This is a genomic window from Ureibacillus acetophenoni, assembly GCF_900220965.1.
Taxonomy (GTDB): Bacteria; Bacillota; Bacilli; order Bacillales_A; family Planococcaceae; genus Ureibacillus; species Ureibacillus acetophenoni.
On the sequence record NZ_OBQC01000012.1, the window covers coordinates 82,214 to 107,958 of the forward strand.

General features: G+C 34.2%; 23 protein-coding genes. 6 read left to right on the forward strand and 17 right to left on the reverse strand.

The genetic code is table 11. The annotated features are described in order from the left end of the window. Positions 1-341: 341 nt before the first annotated feature. Positions 342-1,841 carry a catalase gene (locus CRO45_RS14970; protein ID WP_408057158.1) on the forward strand — a complete coding sequence of 500 codons (1,500 nt, stop codon included), beginning with the start codon at positions 342-344 and terminating at the stop codon, positions 1,839-1,841. 148 nt (positions 1,842-1,989) lie between these two features. Here CRO45_RS14970 and CRO45_RS14975 read toward each other — a convergent pair whose 3' ends face one another. After that, positions 1,990-2,919 carry an AEC family transporter gene (locus CRO45_RS14975; RefSeq protein WP_097150433.1) on the reverse strand — a complete coding sequence of 310 codons (930 nt, stop codon included), beginning with the start codon at positions 2,917-2,919 and terminating at the stop codon, positions 1,990-1,992. Between the two features lie 443 nt (positions 2,920-3,362). On the opposite strand from CRO45_RS14975, the gene CRO45_RS14980 reads away from it, so the two are divergent. Next, entirely contained in the window at positions 3,363-4,820 is a 1,458-nt protein-coding gene (locus CRO45_RS14980; protein WP_097150434.1) for a hypothetical protein, read from the forward strand. Positions 4,821-4,876: 56 nt separating this feature from the next. Here the strand turns inward: CRO45_RS14980 and CRO45_RS14985 are convergent, their stop codons facing one another. Beyond that, positions 4,877-6,061: a CaiB/BaiF CoA transferase family protein gene (locus CRO45_RS14985; RefSeq protein ID WP_097150435.1), complete on the reverse strand. Its 1,185-nt coding sequence runs from the start codon at positions 6,059-6,061 to the stop codon at positions 4,877-4,879. 402 nt (positions 6,062-6,463) lie between these two features. After that, the gene (locus CRO45_RS14990; RefSeq protein ID WP_097150436.1) at positions 6,464-6,757 is read right to left on the reverse strand and encodes a DUF6509 family protein; all 294 of its coding nucleotides are present in this window, start codon (positions 6,755-6,757) and stop codon (positions 6,464-6,466) included. Between the two features lie 158 nt (positions 6,758-6,915). Here CRO45_RS14990 and CRO45_RS14995 point away from each other — a divergent pair, with 158 nt between their 5' ends. Next, positions 6,916-8,106: an alanyl-tRNA editing protein gene (locus tag CRO45_RS14995; RefSeq protein WP_097150437.1), complete on the forward strand. Its 1,191-nt coding sequence runs from the start codon at positions 6,916-6,918 to the stop codon at positions 8,104-8,106. A 40-nt stretch (positions 8,107-8,146) separates the two neighbouring features. On the opposite strand, the gene CRO45_RS15000 is transcribed toward CRO45_RS14995, so the two are convergent. The 13 genes from CRO45_RS15000 to CRO45_RS15060 all read right to left on the reverse strand — a co-directional run bounded on the left by CRO45_RS15000 (position 8,147) and on the right by CRO45_RS15060 (position 19,754). Then, positions 8,147-8,962, reverse strand: coding sequence for a metallophosphoesterase (locus CRO45_RS15000; RefSeq protein WP_097150438.1), 816 nt, complete (start codon positions 8,960-8,962; stop codon positions 8,147-8,149). 80 nt (positions 8,963-9,042) lie between these two features. Beyond that, the gene (locus CRO45_RS15005; RefSeq protein WP_097150439.1) at positions 9,043-9,750 is read right to left on the reverse strand and encodes a hypothetical protein; all 708 of its coding nucleotides are present in this window, start codon (positions 9,748-9,750) and stop codon (positions 9,043-9,045) included. Continuing rightward, positions 9,747-10,469: a hypothetical protein gene (locus CRO45_RS15010; RefSeq protein ID WP_170949508.1), complete on the reverse strand. Its 723-nt coding sequence runs from the start codon at positions 10,467-10,469 to the stop codon at positions 9,747-9,749. Before CRO45_RS15010 ends, CRO45_RS15005 begins: the two co-directional genes overlap by 4 nt. Continuing rightward, positions 10,453-11,343 carry an ATP-binding cassette domain-containing protein gene (locus CRO45_RS15015; RefSeq protein ID WP_097150441.1) on the reverse strand — a complete coding sequence of 297 codons (891 nt, stop codon included), beginning with the start codon at positions 11,341-11,343 and terminating at the stop codon, positions 10,453-10,455. The genes CRO45_RS15010 and CRO45_RS15015 overlap by 17 nt, the downstream gene beginning before the upstream one ends. A 3-nt stretch (positions 11,344-11,346) precedes the next feature. Next, a complete protein-coding gene (locus CRO45_RS15020) occupies positions 11,347-11,718 on the reverse strand; it encodes a GntR family transcriptional regulator (protein WP_097150442.1) in 372 nt (123 codons plus the stop codon). A gap of 1,002 nt (positions 11,719-12,720) precedes the next feature. After that, the gene (locus CRO45_RS15025) at positions 12,721-13,674 is read right to left on the reverse strand and encodes a nuclease-related domain-containing protein (RefSeq protein WP_170949509.1); all 954 of its coding nucleotides are present in this window, start codon (positions 13,672-13,674) and stop codon (positions 12,721-12,723) included. A gap of 268 nt (positions 13,675-13,942) precedes the next feature. Then, entirely contained in the window at positions 13,943-14,368 is a 426-nt protein-coding gene (locus CRO45_RS15030; protein WP_097150444.1) for a Na+/H+ antiporter subunit G, read from the reverse strand. Next, positions 14,346-14,630 (reverse strand): Na(+)/H(+) antiporter subunit F1, encoded by a 285-nt coding sequence (locus CRO45_RS15035; protein WP_097150445.1) that lies wholly within the window; start codon positions 14,628-14,630, stop codon positions 14,346-14,348. Before CRO45_RS15035 ends, CRO45_RS15030 begins: the two co-directional genes overlap by 23 nt. Continuing rightward, entirely contained in the window at positions 14,630-15,112 is a 483-nt protein-coding gene (locus CRO45_RS15040) for a Na+/H+ antiporter subunit E (RefSeq protein ID WP_097150446.1), read from the reverse strand. Before CRO45_RS15040 ends, CRO45_RS15035 begins: the two co-directional genes overlap by 1 nt. Before the next feature lies 1 nt (position 15,113). Next, the gene (locus CRO45_RS15045) at positions 15,114-16,598 is read right to left on the reverse strand and encodes a Na+/H+ antiporter subunit D (RefSeq protein ID WP_097150447.1); all 1,485 of its coding nucleotides are present in this window, start codon (positions 16,596-16,598) and stop codon (positions 15,114-15,116) included. Beyond that, positions 16,591-16,929: a Na(+)/H(+) antiporter subunit C gene (locus CRO45_RS15050; protein WP_097150448.1), complete on the reverse strand. Its 339-nt coding sequence runs from the start codon at positions 16,927-16,929 to the stop codon at positions 16,591-16,593. Before CRO45_RS15050 ends, CRO45_RS15045 begins: the two co-directional genes overlap by 8 nt. 4 nt (positions 16,930-16,933) lie before the next feature. Next, the gene (locus CRO45_RS15055; RefSeq protein WP_097150449.1) at positions 16,934-17,359 is read right to left on the reverse strand and encodes a Na(+)/H(+) antiporter subunit B; all 426 of its coding nucleotides are present in this window, start codon (positions 17,357-17,359) and stop codon (positions 16,934-16,936) included. Beyond that, positions 17,343-19,754 carry a Na+/H+ antiporter subunit A gene (locus CRO45_RS15060; protein WP_097150450.1) on the reverse strand — a complete coding sequence of 804 codons (2,412 nt, stop codon included), beginning with the start codon at positions 19,752-19,754 and terminating at the stop codon, positions 17,343-17,345. The genes CRO45_RS15055 and CRO45_RS15060 overlap by 17 nt, the downstream gene beginning before the upstream one ends. 319 nt (positions 19,755-20,073) lie before the next feature. On the opposite strand from CRO45_RS15060, the gene CRO45_RS15065 reads away from it, so the two are divergent. Then, entirely contained in the window at positions 20,074-20,754 is a 681-nt protein-coding gene (locus CRO45_RS15065; RefSeq protein WP_097150451.1) for an adenine nucleotide alpha hydrolase family protein, read from the forward strand. Positions 20,755-20,884: 130 nt separating this feature from the next. Here CRO45_RS15065 and CRO45_RS15070 read toward each other — a convergent pair whose 3' ends face one another. Further along, entirely contained in the window at positions 20,885-23,971 is a 3,087-nt protein-coding gene (locus CRO45_RS15070) for an efflux RND transporter permease subunit (protein ID WP_097150452.1), read from the reverse strand. Between the two features lie 93 nt (positions 23,972-24,064). Here CRO45_RS15070 and CRO45_RS15075 point away from each other — a divergent pair, with 93 nt between their 5' ends. Both CRO45_RS15075 and CRO45_RS15080 read left to right on the forward strand, forming a co-directional pair. Then, positions 24,065-24,913, forward strand: coding sequence for a TetR/AcrR family transcriptional regulator (locus CRO45_RS15075; protein ID WP_170949510.1), 849 nt, complete (start codon positions 24,065-24,067; stop codon positions 24,911-24,913). Between the two features lie 98 nt (positions 24,914-25,011). Next, positions 25,012-25,737 (forward strand): DUF421 domain-containing protein, encoded by a 726-nt coding sequence (locus CRO45_RS15080; RefSeq protein ID WP_408057159.1) that lies wholly within the window; start codon positions 25,012-25,014, stop codon positions 25,735-25,737. The last annotated feature ends 8 nt before the right edge of the window (positions 25,738-25,745 follow it).

Here is a 25,745-nt window from a genome sequence, read left to right on the forward strand (position 1 = left end):
CTTTTTATTATCAATTATAAACTTAAGTAAAGAATTATAATTTTCAATTAAACCAAATTACTTCACACAACTGATAAAGATAAAGGTGTGTATAATATGATTCCCCTTTAAATCCCTTCATTCTACAAAATGCGACATAATATTTATAAATCAATACTTACACGTAACACTTCACACATAATACGCTATAACCAAAGCTTATTATTTAAGGCGTTTTACACATTTCAACAAAATACAACAATTCCTTAAAAAGAATTATTATAATTTAGTAGAAATTTTTATCTGGATTTGTTATACTAACTTTCGAAGAGATTTAATCGAATACTTTGGGAGGTATTAACGTGACAAATAATAATAATCAACGTTTAACTACTAATGCTGGGGCTCCTGTTGTAAGCAATGATAATGTCCTAACAGCAGGTCGTCGTGGCCCAATTTTATTACAAGACGTATTTTTAATTGAAAAATTAGCTAACTTTAACCGTGAAGTAATTCCAGAGCGTCGTATGCACGCAAAAGGATCTGGCGCTTTTGGTACTTTCACTGTTACACACGATATTACTAAATATACAAAAGCAAAAATTTTCTCTGAAGTTGGTAAGAAAACAGAAATGTTCGCTCGTTTCTCAACAGTTGCTGGTGAACGTGGTGCTGCTGATGCTGAACGTGACATCCGTGGTTTCTCACTAAAATTCTATACTGAAGAAGGTAACTGGGATTTAGTTGGTAACAACACACCTGTATTCTTCTTCCGTGATCCATTACATTTCACAGATTTAAACCATGTTGTAAAACGTGATCCTAAAACAAATATGCATAACGCAAATAGTAACTGGGATTTCTGGACTAGCTTACCAGAAGCATTACACCAAGTAACAATTGTTATGTCTGACCGTGGTATTCCAGCAGGTTACCGTAATATGCATGGATTCGGATCTCACACTTACTCTATGATTAACGAAGCTGGAGAGCGCGTATATGTGAAATTCCACTTCCGCACTGAACAAGGTATTAAAAACTTAACTGCTGATGAAGCTGCTAAAGTAATCGGTGAAGATCGTGAGTCTTCACAACGTGACTTATTCGAAGCAATTGAAAAAGGCGATTTCCCTAAATGGAAAATGTACATTCAAGTAATGACTGAAGAGCAAGCTCGTAACTCAAAAGATAACCCATTCGATTTAACAAAAGTATGGTACAAATCTGAGTACCCACTAATTCCAGTTGGTGAATTTGAGTTAAATCGTAACCCAGAAAACTACTTTGCTGATGTAGAGCAAGCAGCATTTGCTCCATCTAATACAGTACCTGGTATTGGCTTTTCACCAGACCGTATGTTACAAGCACGTCTATTTGCTTACCAAGATGCTGCTCGTTACCGTTTAGGTGTTAATAGCCACCAAATTCCAGTAAACCAACCACGCTGTCCATTCTTGGTTCACCACCGCGATGGTCAAGGTCGTGCTGATGGAAACAACGGTAGTGCATTAACTTACTATCCAAACAGCTATGGTTACAACCAACCACAACCAGAATACAAAGAACCGGCACTAGCTTTAGACGGTCCAGCTGATATTTATGACTTCAACGAAGATGATAATAACTTCTTCGAACAACCAGGTAAGTTATTCCGTTTAATGTCAGCTGAAGAACAAGAGCGTTTATTCCAAAACACTGCTGATAACATGGCTGGTGTTGAAGAATTCATCAAACGCAAACATATTTTACACTGCTACCTAGCTGATCCAGCATACGGTGAAGGTGTAGCGAAAGCTATGGGACTATCTTTAGATGGCATGGATTTATCAAATCCTTATGAAAATACAGTAGCTGCAAAATAATAAACTACTAATCTACTAATTGTGTCTCTGCATTATCATTTCATTTTTGAAATGAACACAATATAAAACTTTACATTGCTATCCAAATAACAAAAACCCTATCTTAAACATCGTTAAGATAGGGTTTTTTGTAACGTATTATGGTCATTTATCCAAACAAAATCGTCGATAAATAAATTACAAAAGTAACAGTCAAACAGCTAACAATGGTTGAAAAGAGAACTGTTTGAGCTGCAATATTAGATTCAACATCATATTCTAAAGCTAAGCTCGAACTATTTCTAGAGGTAGGAAAAGCACTTGCTATAAACAAAGATTGTGCTACTACTCCTTCAAGGCCCAGTATCCAAATAACAAGTAAAGCCAACGCAGGACCAACAATTAATCTAGTAAAACAACTAATAATAATCGTCTTATTGATGATTGTTCTTATTTCTATTTGCGACAATTGTGCACCTAGAGTTATTAAAGCAATAGCTATAAAACCATCAGCAATGTGATTTAAAGGAATGACTAATGTTTCTGGTAGCTTTATGTTCAATATGTTTAAACTAACCCCAATAATTAATGCATGCAAAATAGGCATTTTTACAAAGTCTTTTACTATTTCAATCCCCGACTTTGTAGCAGAAATTAAATTATATAATCCATAAGTATAAGTCGTGACATTTTGAAAGATTACTAGAATCACTTGAATTGCTACCCCTATTGGTTGCGTTTGAAACACCAGCTGTGCAACAGGGATACCATAATTACCTGAATTAATCAGGACGACACTGTTTTTAAATACCGCAGATTCAGTACGATTCAACTTAAGAAGTTTTGCAATGTAGTGGCTTAAAATTATATTAGCCCCAATAAATAGAAAGATAAATATCGCTACTTGGGTTAATACATTTAAATTAACAGACGTTTCGTATAAATTCATAAAAACAGCTACTGGCATAAAACAATAGGTAATTAAATGCGATAATGCTTTTAAATTAAATTTAAATTTCTTCTGAAGTATTGCACCTATAATTAGTAAAATTAGAATGGGTGCAACAATTTGGAAAAAAATCATAGATAAATACGTCATATGTTTTATTCCTTTCAATATTTCAAAAGATCTAGTAATTTTAGAAATTACAAGTATCTTAGATTATAATGAAATTATGGTACATCTTTTGGCTACAACTTACTTGCACCTTATTCAACTATAGCGAAAAAGAGGAATGTAAGTGAAGAGAAATAAAGGAAAAAGGCATTTAAATATTTGTCTTATTATATCTGTAATTTTCACCATCAACCTAGTTAGAAGTCTTGAATACTGGCGAGATTCCTATAGCAAGTCTAATTTTTACTGCCGTTGTTTATATAGCAACAATCCTATTAACATTTACAATAAAGAATAATATGGAGAATATTAATTGTCTGAATTATTCCTAGTATTTTCAGACTTTTTTAATTATTTTAACCCAATTTTCATTAAAATCTGATATATTCTTGTTAGACTTCCACTTTTTGAGAGGGTGTATTCTATTGTTGCATTGCGATGAATTGATTTATAAACAAGCTGCTGGACAAGTTGGAGAACGATTTGAATTGGCTATAAAAGATCTATTCAATCAGGACAATTTACAATTCCCCCCTCAATTTGGTGAGCTTATTCCACTGAATAAATTTCTTCTACATAAAGAAAAAGCATTAACTATTGCTAGTAGAATTGCGCGAAAATATTGGGGAAATATTGACCTATTCCTATTTGAAAAGTTGCAAGATACTACAATTGATCTAAACCATGCAAATGAACGTCTCACACACTTTTTTAACTCTACTCAGGGTAAAAAAGCCCTTTTTCAATATTTAAACATTCACCATAAATTACGATTTGACCATTTAATAAGTCTCGTATTTGGAAAAGAAATTGAAATTACAAACCAAGTTGGAGGGCTTAACTGTATATATTTTTATAAGGTTGGAAAAAGATACTTTATCCATATTATTTACAATCAGAATGAAATCTTTTGGAAGACGTTATTTGTAAAAAAGGTATATTCAATCTTTTTACAAACGTCCATTCTATCAATTAATGATTCTGCAGATTTAATGAATCAGTTGAAATTGCACCTAGAATCACTCTCCACAATAAACAAAACAGTAAGTACACTTAATTCATTGGTGGATGAAATAGCTTTTAATAACCCTAGCTCTTTTCAGTTAAAAGAACTCCAATTATTTAATGTAATTTCCCATTATAACGGCGGGAAAAGACATAGACAAAAATTGATTAGAATTATAGAAGATATGTATGATACATGGGGAGATGGAGATTGGGCTTTAACTGAAAAGGAGCAGACCATCCTTAAGTTTATGTTAGTCATTGATTATTATAAAAAAGAAGATTTCGTAAATACAATTACTCATGGCGAATACTTAATAAAAAAAGACCGGCTAAATAACCATGCTATTGAACTTATACTTGAATATAGTGATGTATTACCAAGCATAAAGCCGGAACCTACTACACTTATAAAAAGATACGATAAAAACTATATAGAAAAAATATTTTATATATTAATAGACGCGTATATACAAAAACAACAGTACAATAAAGTGATCCGCTTATTAAAAGAATATGAAATTGCTTCTTGTACAGCTATTTATAATTATTTAAATCAGGAACAATATGATGAGAATTCTCTTCATCATATTGAAGCTACTGTTCAAAGAGATATTATTTTTATTGTCGACCAGACACCACAACATGCTATGCAATCTCTTGATGTTTGGCATAATCACTATCAAACTGAAAATAGTCTTTTTAACGATATTGCTATCATGTCTTCAAAACATATATGCAATATATTAAAAGCACTATTTGCAACCGAACAATACGAATTGTTCGATAAACTGATGGAGGTTTACACAAAGTATGTTAAAATCGATGAACATTTCCACCAGCTTCGTGATTTTGTCGCCGATTATGTAAAAGCATAACCCCATTAAAAAAGGGATGTCGAGAAAGTATACACCTTTCAAGACATCCTTATCTACTACTCCAAAGAGCCCTTTTCATGTAAATGTTTAATTTCTTCATCTGAGTATCCGAGTCCTTTTAATATTTCATCAGTATGTGCCCCTAACTTTACACCTGCAAACTTATACGTCGGTTCCATGTCACTAATTTTAAATGGTGAACCTATTTGCTTTCGAGGAGCCCCCTTTTCATTTGGCACATTTACTACCATGTTACGAGCTTTCAATTGAGGATGATTGCATGCTTCCTCAAAAGTAAGAACTGGTTCAACGCAACCTTCGAAATCATCGCCGAAAGTCTCCAACCATTCATCAAAGTTCTTTGTTAAAAATGCATCTTTAATGGCTTCTTTAAATCGCGTTTGTGTATAACTGGATGCATTAAAAGTACTTTCAATTAGTTCTGGTATGTCTAAGGCTTCACATAATAATTTTCTAAACTGTGGCTCCAAACTACCTACCGAAAAGTATCTACCATCTTTCGTCCGATAATAATCGTAGAACGTACCCCCATTTAAGATCCCTTCCTCAGCTTTTGGTAAAACCCCACTTCCGAGAAAAGCTGTGCCGTATAACGCATTTAAAGTAAATACTGAGTCTGTCATTGATACGTCAATATATTTGCCCTCCCCAGCTTTTTCACGGTTTAATGCACTAGCTAATATTCCAATAGCTGCATATAAAGATCCACCAGCAAGATCTGCTATCTGTATCCCCATTGGAACTGGTTTTTTATCTTTTAATCTTGAATAATCAAGAACTCCTCCAACTGATAGATAATTTATATCGTGTCCTGGTCTATTACGATATGGACCTGTTTGACCAAAGCCAGTAATTGAGCAATAAATTAGTTTAGGATTTACCTGTTTTAATGTTTCATAATCAAGCCCTAATCGAGTCATGACTCCAGGGCGAAAACCTTCAATAATTATGTCGTATTCCATTATTAACTTTTTTACAATTTCAACCGCTTCTGATGTTTTAAGATTTAAGGAAAGTGATTTCTTTGATCTGTTTAAATGTTGGTGAATATAGGATTCTTTTTGTTCATCATAAGGCGGCATAATCCGAAGCATATCAACTCGACGTTCTGATTCTACATGTATAATATCCGCGCCTAAATCTGCAAACATCATTGTTGTAAATGAACCTGGTAATAATGATGAAAAATCAAGAATTTTCAAGCCCTTCAAAATGGACATACTTATCCCCCCATATAAAGATTCACTCCGAAAAAACCTTGTATTAATACAGATGAGAAATTTTATATCAGTATTATAACAGTTTGTTTCCAATATTTATATATTAATTTTTTTATTTGATAGAAATTTCTGATAATTATATGGTGGGAAAGATCGGAATATGAAAGATTGTATTACATTAACATAATTGGTTGGAATTATTAATTTAGTTTAGTAGACATTTAGAGAGTAAAGGTTTTATTAAAAAAATGTAAATTTCAGATATTTTTGTAAGAAATAAAGTATGATGATGTTGAGCTTTGAGAGTCTCTCTTAAGCTCCCTTTTATACGTGAGATAACCCAGCAATTTAGAGCGGTTGCTGGGTTATTTACTGGGGATTTTTAATTAATATTACATAAAATTAAAGTTCCTCTTTTAGAATTTCTTCGCGACAAAATGCAAGAATTATTTCCTCTTCATCTTCCTCTAAAGCAAAGTCTACATATTCATTGTCTTTTTTATCGATAATGAAATAATTTACAAGTCGAAACTCATTTTCTTTTTTGCCAATGATTGCTCGGATTTCAATACCAGCTTCTGAATATAATTCATCTTCTTCATCAATCTCAACATCTAATAATACTTCAAAACGTTGCCCTTCAATAATATTTGTTGGATCTTTAATTTCTTCAATAGAGTATTGTGTAATTTCCATCTAAGTTCTCCTCTTAACGCTAAATATTCGTATATTTAATAATAACCTTTTCACGCACGCGGTCAATTAAAAGCTACTATTTACTCAAAGTGTACGTCGTGACACAACTACCAAAGTATGACAAAATAATACTATTATTGTTCAAAAGGGGCATGTTTATGAAGGACTTATTTTATTATCAAGATTCAATGATAAAAGAATTTAAGGCAGATGTTGTACGTACAGGTGTTGAAGAAGATGATCGACCATATTTTGTATTATCAAATACTGCTTTCTATCCTACTGGTGGTGGACAACCTCATGATACAGGGTATATTAATGATATTCGTGTAACTGATGTTGAAAAAGTTGAGAATGAAATCCGTCATTATGTAGAGGGGGATGTTCCTTCATCTTTAAACGGGATAGTAACTGGGAAACTCGATTGGGATCGTCGTTTTGACCATATGCAACAACATTGTGGTCAGCATATTTTATCAGCTACTTTTGTAGAGCTTTTTGACTTTGCAACTGTTAGTTTTCACTTAGGTTCTGAAATAGTTACGATCGATTTAAATACAGAACATGTGACAGATGAACAACTAGCACTTGTTGAGAAACGAGCAAATGAAATTATCATAGAAAATCGAACAATTGAAACTAAATGGGTGATCAAAGACGAACTTTCCCAATACCCGTTACGAAAAGATGTTACGGTTGATGAAGATATTCGTTTAGTCATTATTCCTGATTATGATTACAACGGTTGTGGAGGTACCCACCCCACATCAACGGGACAAGTGAGTCTACTGAAAATTATGGGTACAGAAAAAATGAAGAAAAATACTCGAGTATCCTTTGTTTGCGGGAACCGGGTACTAAAACAATTGGATATGCGAAAAAGGGTTTTATCTGAAGTTGCAAGAAATCTAAGTGTTCCTGAAGAAGAGGCAGCAGGTGCACTACAAAAAGTAATGAAGGATGCTAAGGCAACAGAAAAGGCTTTAGGTGAGGCGCAAGATGCGTTGCTTGTTTATGAAGCTCGCGATTTAGCAACCAACAGTGAAAATAATGTAGCAGCTGCAAGTTTTGTAAATCGTTCAGTTCAAACTTTACAAAAACTTGGCCGGGCAATCGTTTCAGAAAATAATAATTTGATTGCCCTTCTCGTTTCTGAAAATGATGGTAAGTTACAATTTGTTGCCTCAAAAGGTACCAATGTAGTTTTCAGTATGAAAGAAGTCTCATCGAAAGTATTACCATTAATCAACGGTAAAGGTGGAGGAAACGAATCCACTGTACAAGGTGGAGGAGAAAAGATCTTATCTGCTGAAAGCTTATTAGCTGAAATGAAGAATATTGTATCCTAATTAAAAGGGCGAGCTGCTTGGCTCGCCCTTGTTCATTTATTTATTTTGCCCTTAACTCAACTACAACAATTTCAGGTAAATTTAAAATTCGGAAAGGTACTGTACTATTTCCAAGCCCTCTACTTACAAACATAGTTGTTGCATTTTCTTTATAAGAACCCGCGGTATACGTCGGTAAAAATCCCTGTCCCGGTGCTACAAGACCTCCTACAAAGGGGATTCGAACTTGACCACCATGAGCATGTCCAGAAAAGACCATATCCATCCCATTTTGTACATATGTGTCAAAGTATTCGGGGCGATGAGCAAGAAGAATCTGTAACGAGTCTCCGTTCGGTTTTGATCCAGCTACATCTAACATCCACTGCGTTTCATGGCCGTTTAACGGATCTTCAATTCCTATTAAATCGATACTTTCTCCATTCCGGTTAATGGTTGTTCTAACATTTGGTAATATCGTCACGCCGGTTTGTTTCATCGCATCATAGATTTCATCAATTTGGTTACTTGCGACTTCATGATTCCCTAAAACATAATAGACATCTGCAATTTTCACGAATTCTCGTATCGCCGTTAAACTTTGTTCTAAATTGAAACGGTTACTATCGATAACATCACCCGTTATAAAAATAACATCTGGGTAAGTATTTCGAACCTTTTCTATAAGTTGTTCTTGGTTGTCTCCAAAAAGAGCATCGTGCAAATCAGAAATTTGTGTTATTCGAAAGCCTTCAAAACTTTCAGGCACTTTTTCAGATTCATATACATGTTCAGTTGTTACAATCCAATGATTATTTATATATAGAAATAAGTAAGCACCTACAACTAGGATGACTAATGTTAGTAACTTTTTCAAAACAATCGCTCGATTCATTATTGTTAGGTAAGTGGTTAAACACTATAATAAGTTATTCTATTAATCTTTTGATTTACAACTTACCGTACATAATAAATATAACCACTTTCATCAATAATATTAACATGACTTGGGACATTCAAGAAGAGAATTGTCCGACCTGTGAATAAACTGTAATATGCATCATGTTCAATATTGTTATCGTTTATTTGATCGAGTATTTGCATTCCAGGATACATTTCATAAAATCTAAACTCCTGATTATTTACTTGCTGAACGATAAGAGTATTCTTTTCAAATGTAAAATAATCTAAGGACGCATGCCTTGTAAAATCATTTCCCCTATATTGATACGGGATGACATATGTTTTTGCATAAATAACATTTGAATTAGAATCTTCTCTTGTCTCTACAATGACATCTGCTTTTATGTCAGTCCCTAAATGTGGTACTATACGAATTTGATCCGAAGTCAGTTCTATTTCCCATTCTTTTTGTAAGTATTTTTCATAATCAGAATTTTTTTTGCCACTTAAAAGTGAATTCCATAATCCTGTTTCATCTTCATACATCGCTTTTCGTTCTTCAATTGAGTATTTCTTTACTTCTTCAGTAGTAAAACTCAATACAAAGATAGAAATTAATCCAAGAGCTAAATACCCTACTACAATCCATTGATTTACTGTTGCTGTCCAGACTTTACTTCCTAAAACTTTTGAAAGAATGATTACAATTAAAAAGATAAAAGCGAAAGAAATAATAATCGGAATAGTAGAGAGTGATGTCATCTACGAGTCACCTCAATTCGATTCAAGATTAATGTTGAAAGACCAAATAAAAGAATAGAACCGACCAAAGCTTTTAGTATCAATAGTAAGTCCCCGCCATTAAATAGAAATCTGATTACACTTGCTATTCCTAGTGGCGTTAAGTTAAGCAAAACAACAAGGAGAACAACTACTCCAATTCCTGTAAATTTTGATAAATGAAAAGCTGAACCCATGAAAAACCCACTAGCAGCCACAAGTAAAATAAGCATAAAGATTACAATCACTTCGACTGGGTTAATAATCAATCCATTTCTGATTAAATCAATCCCACTAAATAATTGGTAAAGTAAGGTTGAAATATAAAGAGTAGCTATAGCAATCATTGTGGCAATAAAACTATAAATAGTAACTACAATAGAATTTGAAACATTAGATACAGTTCGACTCGTTACAAAAGAATAATCATCTTGATGTTGAATTCGACCTTGCATCAATAACGATTGAATAAATGCCCAGATACATGTAATAATAAAAATCATATCTAAACTGTAATAATTGATGTACACACTAAACTGATTAGACCCTCCACCTGAACTTCCCGAACCATTCCAACCTAGAAGCTGTATTACAACTAGAATCCCGATTAAAGTGATAAAGGATTGACTAAAAGCTTTGCATTTCCATATCACTTGTTTCCAAATTACTTGGGGAGTCGTCACACTATTTAAAGACATCATCAATTCCTCCCTTTCTTTGACTCGTTAAATATTTGCAAACTTCACTAGCTGAAACAGGTTGTATAGAAATCCCCTCTTGGATCAGTTCATTTTTCATCGAGGCAACAGATGTTGATTCTACAACTACTTCTCGACTTACAGGTGAGTCTTTTTCAAAGTAAATTTCATTCGAGCGAATGTATTCATTGATTTTTGCACTATTACCAACCAACTTCACAAGCAATTGCTTAACATCTTCTAAAGGTGCATGTAATATCGCTTGCCCGTGGTTGATTAACAAAACATCTTCGATTAAATGTTCAATTTCTTGTAAATGGTGGCTTGAAATAATGATCGTACGAGGATATGCGATATATTCTTTTAAGATTGCTCGGTACATATCAGAACGAATCGCCTCATCCATTCCATTCATCGGTTCATCTAAAAGGGTTACTTTACATCTAGTAGCTAGACCATAAATAAGGTTGAATGTGGACTTTTGCCCTTTGGATAAATTGTGATGGTGGTTTTTATCTGATATATTGGCATACGCAAGAAGTTTACGAGCTAAGTCGTCCTGCCAGTTAGGAAAGAAATCTTTTGCCATTTCAAATAGTTCACTAAGTTTAAAAATAGGCGGGAATGACATTGTATCTTCGATGAAAATTAGATTACTAGAAACTTTTAAATTATTAAATGGGTGCTCTCCATAAAGTTGGACATCCCCACTAGTCGCTCTTAAATGACCGGCTAATATTTTAAGTAATGTTGATTTACCAGCACCGTTACGTCCTATGAGCCCAGTAATTTTATCTTCTTCTATTGTAAATGACATACTATTAAGCGCATTTTGACTCCTATACTTTTTGAAAACTTCTCTAAAAACAATAGTCATTGTTTAGCCCCCCTTTTGAACCTTTCTAATTAACTCTATTAATTCCTCATCGGATACAAACAAACGCTTTGATTCCATAACGATATCTCTTGCAAGGATTGTTAATTTCTCATCACGTCTTTTTTTAACAATCTGTTCCTTTGCCCCTTCTAGAACGAACATGCCGAGTCCCCTTTTCTTGTACAAAATGTTGTTCTCAAGTAGAATTGTAAGCCCCTTACCGGCTGTTGCCGGATTAATGTTAAACATTTCAGCCAGTTGATATTGGGAATAGACTTTACCATCTGAAATTAACCGATCTGCAAGAATTTCATTTTCAATCCATTCAGCAATTTGAATATAGATCGGGGTGGAGCTTTCAGCATTTAAATTCAACGTTGCCCCTCCTTTCGTATTGCTTGTCGTTTATATAATATTTCGAATCGCAACTTAGTACATTACTGTTGTAATGTACTATATATTATGATGGAGTTGTTGTCAATTACTGGGTGAATTGACTTTCGAACTGAGCGACTTTGGACCATATTTGCGTAAAAGCTTTTCTAAAGGGCTTTATTGAGCAATTCTTGGCCCTAATTGAGCACTTTTTTCCGTGAATTGAGCACTTTCCCGATGGAATTGAGCAATTCCAAATCACTTTTGAGCAACTGCATTTCCCTTGGACTTTTTTGAGCAATTTTTAGCCCTAATTGAGCACTTTTTTCCGTGAATTGAGCACTTTCCCGATGGAATTGAGCAATTCCGGATCACTTTTGAGCAACTACATTTCCACTGGACTTTTTTGAGCAACTTTTAACCCTAATTGAGCACTTTTTTCCGTGAATTGAGCACTTTCCCGATGGAATTGAGCAATTCCGAATCACTTTTGAGCAACTGCATTTCCACTGGACTTTTTTGAGCAATTTTTAGCCCTAATTGAGCACTTTTTTCCGTGAATTGAGCACTTTCCCAATGGAATTGAGCAATTCCGGATCACTTTTGAGCAACTACATTTCCACTGGACTTTTTTGAGCAACTTTTAACCCTAATTGAGCACTTTCCCGATGGAATTGAGCAATTCCGAATCACTTTTGAGCAACTGCATTTCCACTGGACTTTTTTGAGCAATTTTTAGCCCTAATTGAGCACTTTTTTCCGTGAATTGAGCACTTTCTCGATGGAATTGAGCAAATTCCGAATCACTTTTGAGCAACTGCATTTCCACTGGACTTTTTTGAGCAATTTTTAGCCCTAATTGAGCACTTTTTTCCGTGAATTGAGCACTTTCCCAATGGAATTGAGCAATTCCGGATCACTTTTGAGCAACTTCATCTATTCGACTATCCCATCACAAAAAAATCCTCCATTCCATACAACGGAAGGAGAATTTTTTGCTGCTCACCAATTCCACTTATAATAAGCTCCCTTGGTATTTCCAAACTCTAATATGTTTTCATGTTTTAATAACCGTTTTGTTAAATGTCGATCATTAATTAACAAATACTCTTGGCATTCACGATTCGTTATCGTCTCTTTGTAAAAAAGAAACCATTCTTGAATGGCGGCAATGTGAGCATCCCTATCTTTATGATTGCAGGAAATACAAATCCAGTTGCCATGATGCCATTTCATACCAACTTGTCCGCAATTTTTGCAACGAACCCCTTTTTTAATATTTAAATTTTCAAGATGTAAACTCTTCTTTAAGGGGTACTGCATAAACCGTTTCTTCACGCTTTCTGCACGTATAAGTTCACTTAACTTCTTTAGTTCTGTTGACGACAAATGGTTAGTCTTCTCTCGATAATAATCCCATTGACGATTAATGTGTACAAATATTGATTTTGGAAAGAGTGCCTGAATCCTCTCTGGCCCCTTTACAATCGTTGGGTGTACAGCACTGGTGAATACAAAGGCACCCACAACAGGGATTTGTAAACCACGCTTTTCCAGCCACCATTTAAGTTGAATCATATTTCTTTCAACTTGAACTTCAGGACTTTCATAGACAGCAAAAAGCCCATTATCCTTTTCGCTAACAAGTCTCTCTGGGTTTTTCTCAAATGAAAGTTTGCCACCAATATTTTTACTTTCTAGTAGAAATATTACGTTAGATGTTAGGATTAAACAGTCTGTTTGAAACTTTCCACCTGCTTCTAGCGAAACACCATGCAATACTTGGTTAGAAAAGGGAAATTGGTAGTGTTCAAATACTTTAGCCAGTCGTTTTTCACCGATTACTCCTAATCTTAGTGTTGTAAGTTTCTTTTCAAGAATTTGTACATTCTCAGGATTGCTAGTTTCTACCCTTTCTAATAGTACATCTATGTTATTCTTGCTAAGAATTTTCAAATAAGAACCGCTCCTATTTTTTATTTGACCGCACTCTATTAAATACTATTATAACGAGAATTTTTTTCTAGTCGCAACGTAAAAACTTATCCACAATCGCGCAATATTTATAAACTGTTTACCACTTCTCCACAGCGTTATCCTCACCCCCACTACTTTTCCACAACACCCCTCAACAAAACCTCATGAAAAACCAAAATTTTTATCCACAAAACAAGAAAAACATCTACTTTTTGAAAAAGTAGATGTTTTTGCTCTGTGGATAGATTTATTCATTTTTTGAATTCTTACTTTCTGTTTCGTCTATCATTACTCCCTCTGCTGTAACAGGAGTTGCATTATCTTCACCAAATAACACTGGTTTCAACTCATCATCACCAGACCCTTCTGCTAAAGGAACCCGTGAACGATAAGCTGCACGAAGCGTTAAGTGTCCCGCAACTGGACTAGTAATAAAGACAAAAATAATTCCCAATAGTAGTCTTACACTGACGTACTCAAAATGCCCCCAAAAATATAGAAATGCACCAAACAAACAGACGAGTACTGCCAATGTTGAACTTTTTGATGCAGCATGTACCCTCGTATATACATCTGGTAAACGAACTAATCCAATAGCACTGATTACACTAAAGATGGCACCTAGTAAGATTAACAAGATTCCAATCCATTCAACGATCTCGTTTACGTTCAATAATATCGCCCCTTTCAATATACTTTGAAAAGGCAATAGTACCGATAAATGATAATATACCTAAAATGAGAATTGCTTCTAAAAAAGCAGTTGTTGATAAAATGATTGAAACAATTGCCATTGCTGATACTAAATTAACCCCAATCGTATCTAGGCCCATTGCTCGGTCTGGCATGGAAGGTCCGACGATAACGCGATATAGAATTAAGAAAATGGCTACCATAAATAATGCTAGTGCAATAAATAGTATTATTTCTTTCATTATCTCGTCACCTCCATAATTGCTCTTTCAAATTTATCTATTTGCTTTATTAATGACTCTCTTGAATCTTCGAGATCCATCGCATGTATGTAGATAGCTTCTCCGTCATCAGAAACTTCCATTACAACTGATCCCGGTGTCAATGTTAATAGAAGAGCTAGTGTTGTAAGCTCCCAATCTCCTCTTAATTTCGTATCATATTTAATAATACCTGGAGTAATCTTTAACTTTGGTGTTAAGATTTGTTTCATAATCACATAACTTGAACTTAATATTTCACGAATAAAAATTAAGATTAACAAGATGATTTTCGTTACTCTTCTTAAGTAAAACTTCGTACCAAAAAAACGATGCATTATATACAAAATTCCGATTCCCACTACAAACCCTGTAAAGAATGTTGTTAACTGTGGTATATCTTCATCTGAAAGCAATAGCCATAATAACGCGATAAATAAGTTTAATATAAATTGTCCAAACACTTTACACTCCCTCCCCTAAAATCGCATCAATATAGATGGAAGGATTAATTAAAGTATGAGCTGCGTCTTGTACATAAACTGAGAGGGATTCTGCACCTACACCTAAATAAATAATCGATATCGTAAATAAAATAAACGACACCATCACACCTTTAGGAATTGGTTTTTTATCCTCTTCACTAACCGTTGTCTCACCAAAGAAAGATGCTAAGAAAATTCTTAATAGAGAGTATAGTACAACAATACTTGAAGCAAAACCAATAGCTAACAATACATAAGAGCCTGCTTCAATTGCACCTTGCCCTATAAGTATTTTTCCAACAAACCCACTGAATGGTGGGATTCCAGTTAATGTTAATAAAACCACAAAGAAAATCCATCCAAATAGCGGATAGTTTTGAATGAGTCCGCTCATTCTTTTAACAATAGTTTCTCCAGTTAAATACACCATTGTCCCAACTAATAGGAAAAGTAACCCTTTTGCTAACATGTCATGAATTAAATAATAAATCGCACCAGATAATGCCGCTTCTGTACCTGAAGCTAAGCCGATTAAAATAAAGCCAACTCCGATGATGACATTATATGTAGCAATTGTATAAACATCTTTCCCTGCTAGCGCACCCATACAACCAAGAACAATCGTTAAACCCGCCATTATTCCTATCAATGTATGTGTTACATCTTGATTTAGTGGGAACATTAACGTAAATGTACGTATTAGCGCATATACCCCGACCTTTGTTAATAATGCTGCAAATAATGCTTGTACAGCTGTTGGAGGCACAATATATGAGCCTGGTAACCAGAAGAATAATAGTAATCCTGCTTTTATACTAAATACAATTAAAAACAGAATTGCAACAGTAGTTATTAGTGGATCCTGTCCTACTTCAGCTACTCTTTCCGCGATATGAGCCATATTCAAAGTCTTTAAAGTCCCATACAAATATGCAAGCGCGACAAGGAAAATCCATGACGTAACTACATTGATCAAAACATATTTTAAAGATTCGCGTAATTGAACTCTTTCTCCACCTAACGCAATCAATACATAGGAAGCTAATAACATTACCTCAAAACATACAAATAGATTAAATATATCTCCCGTTAAGAACGACCCATTCACTCCGGCAATTAATAAGAGTACGAATGGATAAAAGAACATTTGCTCATGTCTTGCGCCGATTGTTGAGAATGCATATATCAAACAGATGATAGTTACAATATTTGCAACAACGACTAATAACATTGAAAAGGAATCTGCTACAAACAAAATCCCAAACGGTGGTAACCAACCACCAAAATCAAGTTTTATAATGCCTTCCGTTTGTACGGCACTTAAGATCATAATAGAGATTCCAGTAATAAAAATCATTGTAAGAATTGAAATGATTCTCTGTAGAATAATATTCCTTCGTAAAAAGACTAGAATAACTGCTGTCATAATTGGGATGATCAGTGGTAAAACTATAAGATTATTCATCTGACGTACCTCTCAATTCTGAAACATCGTCCGTTCCATTTGTCTTATACATACGGTAGGCCAGAACTAAAAGAAATGCTGTTGTAGCAAAACTAATTACAATAGCAGTAAGTATTAAAGCTTGTGGAAGGGCATCAGTAAATGGACCTTTTGAAGACCCTAGGACTGGTACGTCTCCTGTTTTCAAGCCCCCCACCGTTAAAATTAGTAAATGGACTGCATGAGATAAAACTGCTGTTCCTAAAATAATTCGTATAACATTGCGAGAGAGGACTAAATACGTTCCCACTGAAACGAGAACGCCGACTAATACAACCATTAACGATTCCATAATATTAATCATCCTCACTAATACTTAAGATTATTGTGACAAGTGTTCCAATAACAGTTAAAGCTACGCCCGCTTCAAATATTGTCACAGTTGTTAAATGCTTTTCTCCTAAAATTGGAATATTAAAATATCCATCAGTTTGGGATAGGAAAGGAACATTAAAATATAAAGAGCCAATTGCAGTCCCAGTAGCTAAAAGGACGCCCAAAGCCGCTACTTTCTTAAAGTCGAAAGGCATTTTTCTTTGAATTGTTTCTATATCATAAGTTATATACAGTAAAACAATTGCTGACCCTAGAACAAGCCCTCCTATAAACCCTCCACCTGGTGCATTATGCCCTGAAAAGAACAAGTAAACACCAAGCGTTAAAATGATTAAAACAACACCTTTTACGACTGTACGTAAAATGACATCATTCACTTTTCTCAACGTCTGTTCCCCCTTTATTTGCTTTTAGCTTAATGAGGGCATATACACCTAAGCCCGCAATAAAGAGGACGACTACTTCTAACATCGTATCAAATGCACGGAAATCTCCTAAAATTGTATTTACAATATTTTTTCCACCTGCAAGTTCATAAGCATCCTCAAAGTAAGTAGCAATTGTAGGGAATTTATCATAGTTAACTACCGCTAATCCTACAATTGTTACAGTAGCCCCTACTAATATTGAAATAGCACTTTTTGAGATTTTCCAAACTTTCGTGCTCGTTTCAGGTTTAATTTCAGGTAAGAATTTAAAACAAATTAAAAACAGTGCTGTTGTAACTGATTCAACTACAAGCTGTGTTAAAGCTAGATCTGGTGCACGGAAAGTTACAAAGAAGAATGCGACAGAATAGCCAATAACTCCATTGATCAAAACCGTTGTTACCCGTTTTTTCGCAAAAAGAAGAGCAACACTTGCAAACATCACCACAAATACAAGAATTAATTCGTAATGGTCAACCTTAGAGCCACTTAAAGGATTCCAAACAAATGCATCAGAACTGATAAAATAGCCCGCTACAATTAATACAAAGAAGGCATATATATAAACAAAGTAGTTAGTTAAATTACCATTCATATATCGATTTGTAAGATTTCCTGAAATATCTTCACTTTTAGCAAAGAATCCTTCATAGATTGAATTTAATGTTAACCTTTGCGGAATCAAATTATATACTCGTTTCCAATATTTCAACGTCTTATATAAGACAATTCCAAAAATAATTACGCCAATTGTCATCCACAATTCTGGAATAAATCCATGCCATGCAACGATGTTAGGTGTCATTTCATCCGCTGAAAAATTAGGATAAACACTTGTCATTGCCGGCTTTAATATATATCGTCCTAAAATATTCGGGAAGAAGAAGATTAATATAACTAACCCAACCAATATTAATGGAGAAATCAGCATTCCAAATGGTGCTTCATGTAAATCTCTTTCTTTAATATCAGGTTTTACCTTTCCTGTGAATGTACGTAGAACAATTATTAAACAATAAATAAATGTAAATACACTAGCAATCCATGCAACTACTGGTATTAATACGCCCAAACTATCTAATGAAAAAATGTCTAACGTGCTAATACTTAATGCCGCAGTAAAGAACATTTCCTTACTTAGGAAACCATTAAACGGCGGTAAACCTGCCATAGAGAATGATCCAATTAACGCAATTGTAAAAGTTACAGGCATAAAGGACATAAGCCCACCTAATCGTCTTATATCACGTGTTCCAACTTCATGGTCTACAATTCCTACCATCATGAAAAGAGCACCTTTAAATGTAGAGTGGTTGATCAAGTGGAATAGCGCTGCAAACGTGGCCTGAGTATAAATTAATGATTCGTCTGCATAACCAAAATAGAAAGCAACCGAGCCAATACCAAGTAAACTCATAATTAACCCTAGTTGACTTACTGTAGAGAATGCTAAAAGTGCCTTTAAGTCAGTTTGTCGAACCGCATTAAAAGATCCCCAGAATAAAGTGAAAAGACCTACACCAGTAATTACCCAAAACCATGTCATTTCTCCCCCAAATAATGGAGTAAAACGAGCAACTAAGTAAATACCTGCCTTTACCATCGTCGCTGAGTGTAAATAGGCACTAACAGGAGTTGGTGCTTCCATTGCATCTGGTAACCAGATATAAAAAGGAAATTGAGCAGATTTTGTAAATGCTCCTAAAAGAATTAACAATAACGCTGGGATAAATAAACTATGTTCACTTATCAGCTGTACATTTGAGATAAGTTCTCTAATACTCATAGTGCCAGACATAGCATAAAGCATTAAAAAACCAGCAAGCATTGCAATACCGCCGGAGACAGTAATAATCATAGATTTTCTTGCACCAGCTCTGGAACCTTTACGGTGGTGCCAAAATGCAATTAATAGGAAGGAAGAAACACTTGTTAATTCCCAAAATGCATATAACACCATTAAGTTATCAGAAAATACAACACCCAACATTGCCCCCATGAAGAGTAGCAAATAACAGTAAAAATGATGTAATGATTCTTTTTTAGATAAGTAAAAAATTGAATAGAAAACGACTAGCGTTCCAATACCAGTAATTAACAAGCTAAATATTAAACTAAGTCCATCTATATATGTTGTGATATTAATATTTAATGAGGGAATCCACTCATACGTATTTGAAAAAGTTTCACCATTTGAAATACGAGGGATATATGTAGTTAATATAATGAAAAGACATAACGGAATAAATAAAACAACCCAACCAATAACATTCTTACTCAAATACCTGTGGAAAATAGGAACGAGTGCTGCTACTAAAATTGGGAGTATTATAATGGCAAATTCAATTGACACAAAGCTAAACCTCCAATATATAAAAACAAATTTCCTATGTAAAACCAACCCTTCACTTGACTTACTATCAAACTCAATTCATAATATGATGTCATACAGAGGAATTAATACTTCCGTATTTGCATTGATATTAAATTACAATAATAAAAATTTCGTAAAATTTCTTAAAAGCACAATAATTCATTCAAGTAAAAGTATACAATAAGATATACATCGATGCACTTAAATAGCATTTATTTTTTCTCACTTCTCCACCATTTTGCTATTTTCAGTATTGAACTATTTTTAGATAAAACTTTATTTTGAGGTGTATATTAAAATGGGTAGTATTAAAAGGTCAGATGAAAGCATCCTCGTCTGCGTATATTATGGATTAAATGGAGAGCGACTTATTCGTAGAGGTCATAAACTGGCAACATTATTAGATTGTCCACTATATATTTTAACGGTAGATCAAAACCCTCTCGACGCGTTTGATGCAGAAAAATCAGGTTATATTGAAAAATGGACTGAGCTTTGCGATGAACTTGGCGTAGAAAAATTCATTATTCGCGACAATGAGAAAAGACCGATTCAAAAAGTAATTGCAGAAACTGCAAGAAACTATAATATTACTCAAATTATTGTCGGTCAAAGCGCTCAAAGTAGATGGGAAGAGATTACTAAAGGGTCTTTTCTAAATGTTTTACTAAAGGAAGTACCATTTGTAGACTTCCATATTGTATCGGTAAAAAGACAGTCTGTTGACAATGACAACGGTAATTATGAAAAAGGTGTCCGCGCTTATATTATTAGAGACGATGAACACTATAAAATTACCTTTACTTGTCCTAAATTAGAACATTTAGAAGGTATTTTCTTTAAAGAAATTGGTACTGATTTTGATAACGGTATTTTTAAATTCCCTCATGAACATAAAATGAATGAAATTACTGTTAAAGAAGGATATGTGATTAACCCTTATGCAATCCAACCTTTATTCGGTAAACAAATTAGTTAACTTAAAACAATTTAAGTACACCATTGTAAGCTCTAACCAGCAAACGAGGGTGTACTTTTTTATTGTACGATAGTAAAAAAAAACAAACCGCCTTATAGTCTTAAAGACCTTAAGGCGGTTTAATAATTTATTAATTATCTTCTATTTCATTACGTTTCTTTTTGAATATTTTCGATAATATTTCGTACACGATTGGAACGACAACTAATGTTAATAATGTCGAAGATAGTAATCCACCAATTACTGTAATTGCTATATCCTTCGAAATTAGACCGCCACCATCAAGTACAGCCATTGGAATCATTGCTCCAATTGTTGCTATTGCTGTCATTAAAATTGGGCGTAAACGTGTCGCACCAGCTTCTAAAATTGCTTCTCGCATCTCCATACCTTCACGTTCCATACGGATAATGCGGTCAACCAATACAATTGCGTTCGTAACAACAATACCAATTAACATTAACATACCCATCATTACCATTACTGAAATTGTTTGACCTGCAATAAATAGACCTACAAATGCACCAATTACTGTAAATGGTAACGAGAATAGTATTGCAAATGGCGCTAACCCTTCACCAAATGTTACTACTAAGATGAAGTATACGATTGCAACAGCTGCAGCCATGGCAACACCAAGTTGTGTAAATGTTTCTTGCATATCTGCAGCAACACCACTAACACCTGTTGTCACACCTTTTGGTAAATCTAAATCATTAATTTTTGCATCTGCTTGGGAAGTTGCTTTTGATATATCTTTATCCACAATTGTTCCAGTTACAGAAGCGTAGTATTGTCCTTCAGATCGAGCTAATGCGTTTAATGTAGTACCTTCTTCCACTTCTACAAGATCACCAATTGTCATCGTCGTACCTAAAGCAGTTTGAATTTCTGTAGCTAATACGTCTTCTAATGAAGTAGCCGCTGCTTTTTCTTCACGTTTGATAACTACATTAAGATCTTCTCCATCATTTTCAACAGATGTTAAAACTTCTTGTGTATTATTTGTTGCTAATGCCATAACGATTTGAGCTGTTGTTAAACCGTATTGAAGAACGTTTTGTTGTTCTACTTTAAATACATGCTCAACGTAAGGGTCTTCATAATCAGAGCTTACATCCTCTAAACCGTCTACATCAAGTAATGCTGTTTCAACTTGTTTTACAGCATCTCTTAAATCGTCTAAATCTTCACTGTATAAAGTGTAACTAACTTCATTAGAGCCACCCATTGACATTGCCGCAAAGTTTTGTGACTTCCATTCACCAGATTGGTCAACATTAAAAACATACTCTTCTATTTCGTCACGTACAGCAGGGAAATCTTCTAATTCATCATCGAAAATTAGGTACATTAATGCACCGCCACCACCGCCAGACATAATTGAAGCCATATCTGTGCTACTTGAGTCTGTTACTGATAATTGTAATACATCAATATCTGTACGTTTTAGTAATTCTTTTTCAACTTCTTCTACATTTTTTAATGTTTCTTCTTTTAACTCACCAGCTCCTGGTGTGTAAGTTATATACATTACTTTTTCTTCCGAGGATCCTAAGAAACTAAACCCAATTAATGGTGTTAAGGCTATAGAACCAACTAATAATAATATCGCAATAGTAGATGTAATAATCTTATGATTTAATGACTTCTCTAATATTCCACGGTACCACTTAGCCAGTTTACCTACTTCTTTATGCTGTTTGTCTGTTTTCTCACCGTATAATTTTTTACGGAATAGCGTATGAGATAAAACAGGAACGATTGTAATCGCAACTAAAAGAGATGCCCCTAGTGCAAATGCCATCGTTAAAGCAAACGGCATAAATAATTCACCAACCATACCACCAACGAATAATAACGGAGCAAATACTGCTATTGTTACTAAAGTTGAAGACAAGATAGGTTTAAACATTTCAATTGTTGCTTCACGAATTAACGCTCGACCGTTTAATTTCTCTTGTTTTAAATGAATTCGGCGATAAATATTTTCTACTACAACAATGGAGTCATCGATAACACGGCCAATTGCAATCGTAATCGCACCGAGCGTCATAATATTCAATGTAATATCTAACCAGTGCAATAAAAGTAATGCCATTAAGATTGAAACTGGAATTGATATAATTGAAATAATCGTAGATTTAAAGTCTCTTAAGAATAGTAGGATAATAAGTACTGCTATTAACCCACCAAATACAGCTTTTTCAACCATTGAGAATACTGATTCTTCAATTGGTTCCCCTTGGTCTAGTGAAATTTCAACTACTAGCCCATCAATCGCTTTTTCTTCTTCTTCAATTAAATCCTTAACCGCATTTACAACTTCAACCGTATTTGCTTCTTGACCTTTTACGATTTGAATTGCAATAGCATCTTCACCATTTGTTCGTGAAACAGATTGTACTTTACCTTCCACTTCAATTGTAGCAATATCTCCTAGACGAACGAATGGAACAGGATTTGTCTCAGAAGGTGTAACAGGAATTAATAATTCTTTCAGTTCATCTACAGATTTGACTTTTCCGTCTACTGAAACGGCTTGTTCTCCAACTGTAAATTCATATAAACCTAGCGAAAGTGCCATATCACTTGCTTGCACCATTTGTTTAACTGTATCTTCTGTTAAACCTAATGCTGCCATCTTTTCTTCATCATATTCCAGTGCAACCTGTTCAATATGTTGACCAGTAATGGTTGCAGAAGCGACACCATCAATTTTTTCGATTTTAGGTAAAATTATATCTTCAACTGTTGACGTCAATTCAACAATATCTTCTTCCGTACTACTAACTGACAATGCAACAACTGGCATCATGTTCATACTGATTGCCATAATCGTTGGTTCTTCTACCCCTTCAGGTAAAGGAACATTATCAAGTGCTGACTCTAGCTGTCTTTTTTTCTCGTCCATATCAACACCGTAATCGTACTCAATTTGAACTTGAGATACATTTGATGAAGATGTTGAATAAACAGCTTTTACATCTTCCAATAGCTCTACCGCTTTTTCAAACGGAATCGACAATTCATCCATAACTTGTTCTGGTGTTGCACCTGGATATACACCAACAACAATTAAATATGGTATTGAAATATTCGGTAATGATTCCATTTTCATTTTCGTAGCTGAATAAATACCTGATCCAGCAATGATCAGTGTTAATAGCCAAACAGCTAATTTATTTTTTAAGACAAAGTTGACTAAAGAATTCACTTGTACACCTACCCTTTCTTGACACTTCAAATTCCAAATTCTATAATAGTGACTAATCGGTCACTTGTCAATTAATCTATGAGGAGTTTTACTATGTTAAAAAAGCAACTTATTATGGAGTCTGCAATTGAACTATTTGCGAAGAAAGGTATTGACGCAACTTCAGTGCAGCAAATCACGGAACATTGTGGCATTTCTAAAGGGGCTTTTTATCTATCATTTAAATCGAAAGATGAGCTCATCTTTTCCATTATTGATTATTTTACGAAAAACGTAACTGCCAACATTGAACGGTCGGTCAGCGAACAGCAGAACCCCCACGATAAGTTAGCAGCTTACTTTATGGAAATTTTTAATATTTTACAAAAGTATGGCGATTTTGCGACGGTGTTTATTAAGGAACAGCATTTTATAAATGAAACTCTCATCGATAAAATGGCTTATTATGATGAGCTAAACAATAAATTATTATTAGATATATTGAGAGAATTATACCCAAGTAATGTAGATTCCTTACAATACGACTTAATTATTATCATCAAAGGTTTGATAGCAAGCTATGGCGACTTTATCATAAAAAATAGCTACCCATTTGATATAGAAAAGTTAACTGATAGCCTCGTTGAAAAAATCAAAATCATTGCTAAATATGGGGAAAAATCATTTTTCACAAAAGATATGTTTAAAAGTTACTCTAGCCACCAACCAATGATTACAAAGGATTTAATCGTTGAAGAATTACAACAATTATTAACACATATTCAGGACGAGGTTCTAAGGGAATCACTTCAAATACTTGAAAAGCAGATCCAATCCGAATCTCCAAGTAAGGCGATAATTCTTGGGATGTTATCAAATTTAAAAAATGAGCAAGAGTGTGACTGGTTTTGTTATATGATGAGAAAATATTATGAATTAAATATCAGTAATACCCCATTTTAAAGGTTTACAAAATAATTTTTCCTTACCACTCAGGGAGAACTTGAATACTGTATTCATCTTTCGCTCAAGCTAATTGTAAGTGAAAGGAGAATACAAGTGTGGAAGGATTTACAGAATTTAATTTTTGGGAAATGATTCTTCGTGCTACATTAGCATTTTTTGCAATGATAATTTTGGCAAGAATTATCGGAAAAAAACAGGTGAGTCAGCTTACTTTCTTTCATTACATTACTGGGATTACATTTGGATCAATTGCCGCAGAAATATCTGTTAACCAAGAGACACAATTTTGGGATGGCTTTGTCGCACTAATATGGTGGGGTATATTAACTCTTCTTGTAAGTTTCATTGCGTTAAAATCTACGAAAGCACGAGTCCTATTTGACGACAGACCGACTATTTTAATACAAAACGGCACAATTATTAAAAATGGTATGAAAAAGGCTAGACTTCATACAGATGAGCTTTCTATGTTACTAAGAGAACAGGGGATTTTTTCCTTCGACGAAGTTCATTATGCAGTATTTGAGACAAATGGTGAGTTAAGTGTGTTAAAGAAACCATCTAAAGCAACTGCAACAAAATCAGATGTGAAAGCTGATAGTACAATTCCACCATATATGCCAACAGAAGTTATTTCTGATGGTAAAATTAATGCGAAAAATTTAATCGAACTTAATCTAACAGAAGAATGGCTACTCAACAAATTGAAAAAGAAAAATGTAAAAAGTGTGGAAGAAGTATATTTTGCTCAAGTACAAGAAAATGGGTCACTATACATTAGTCTTAATAACGGAAATACAATAAACAGTGGTAGTAAATAACAACTCAA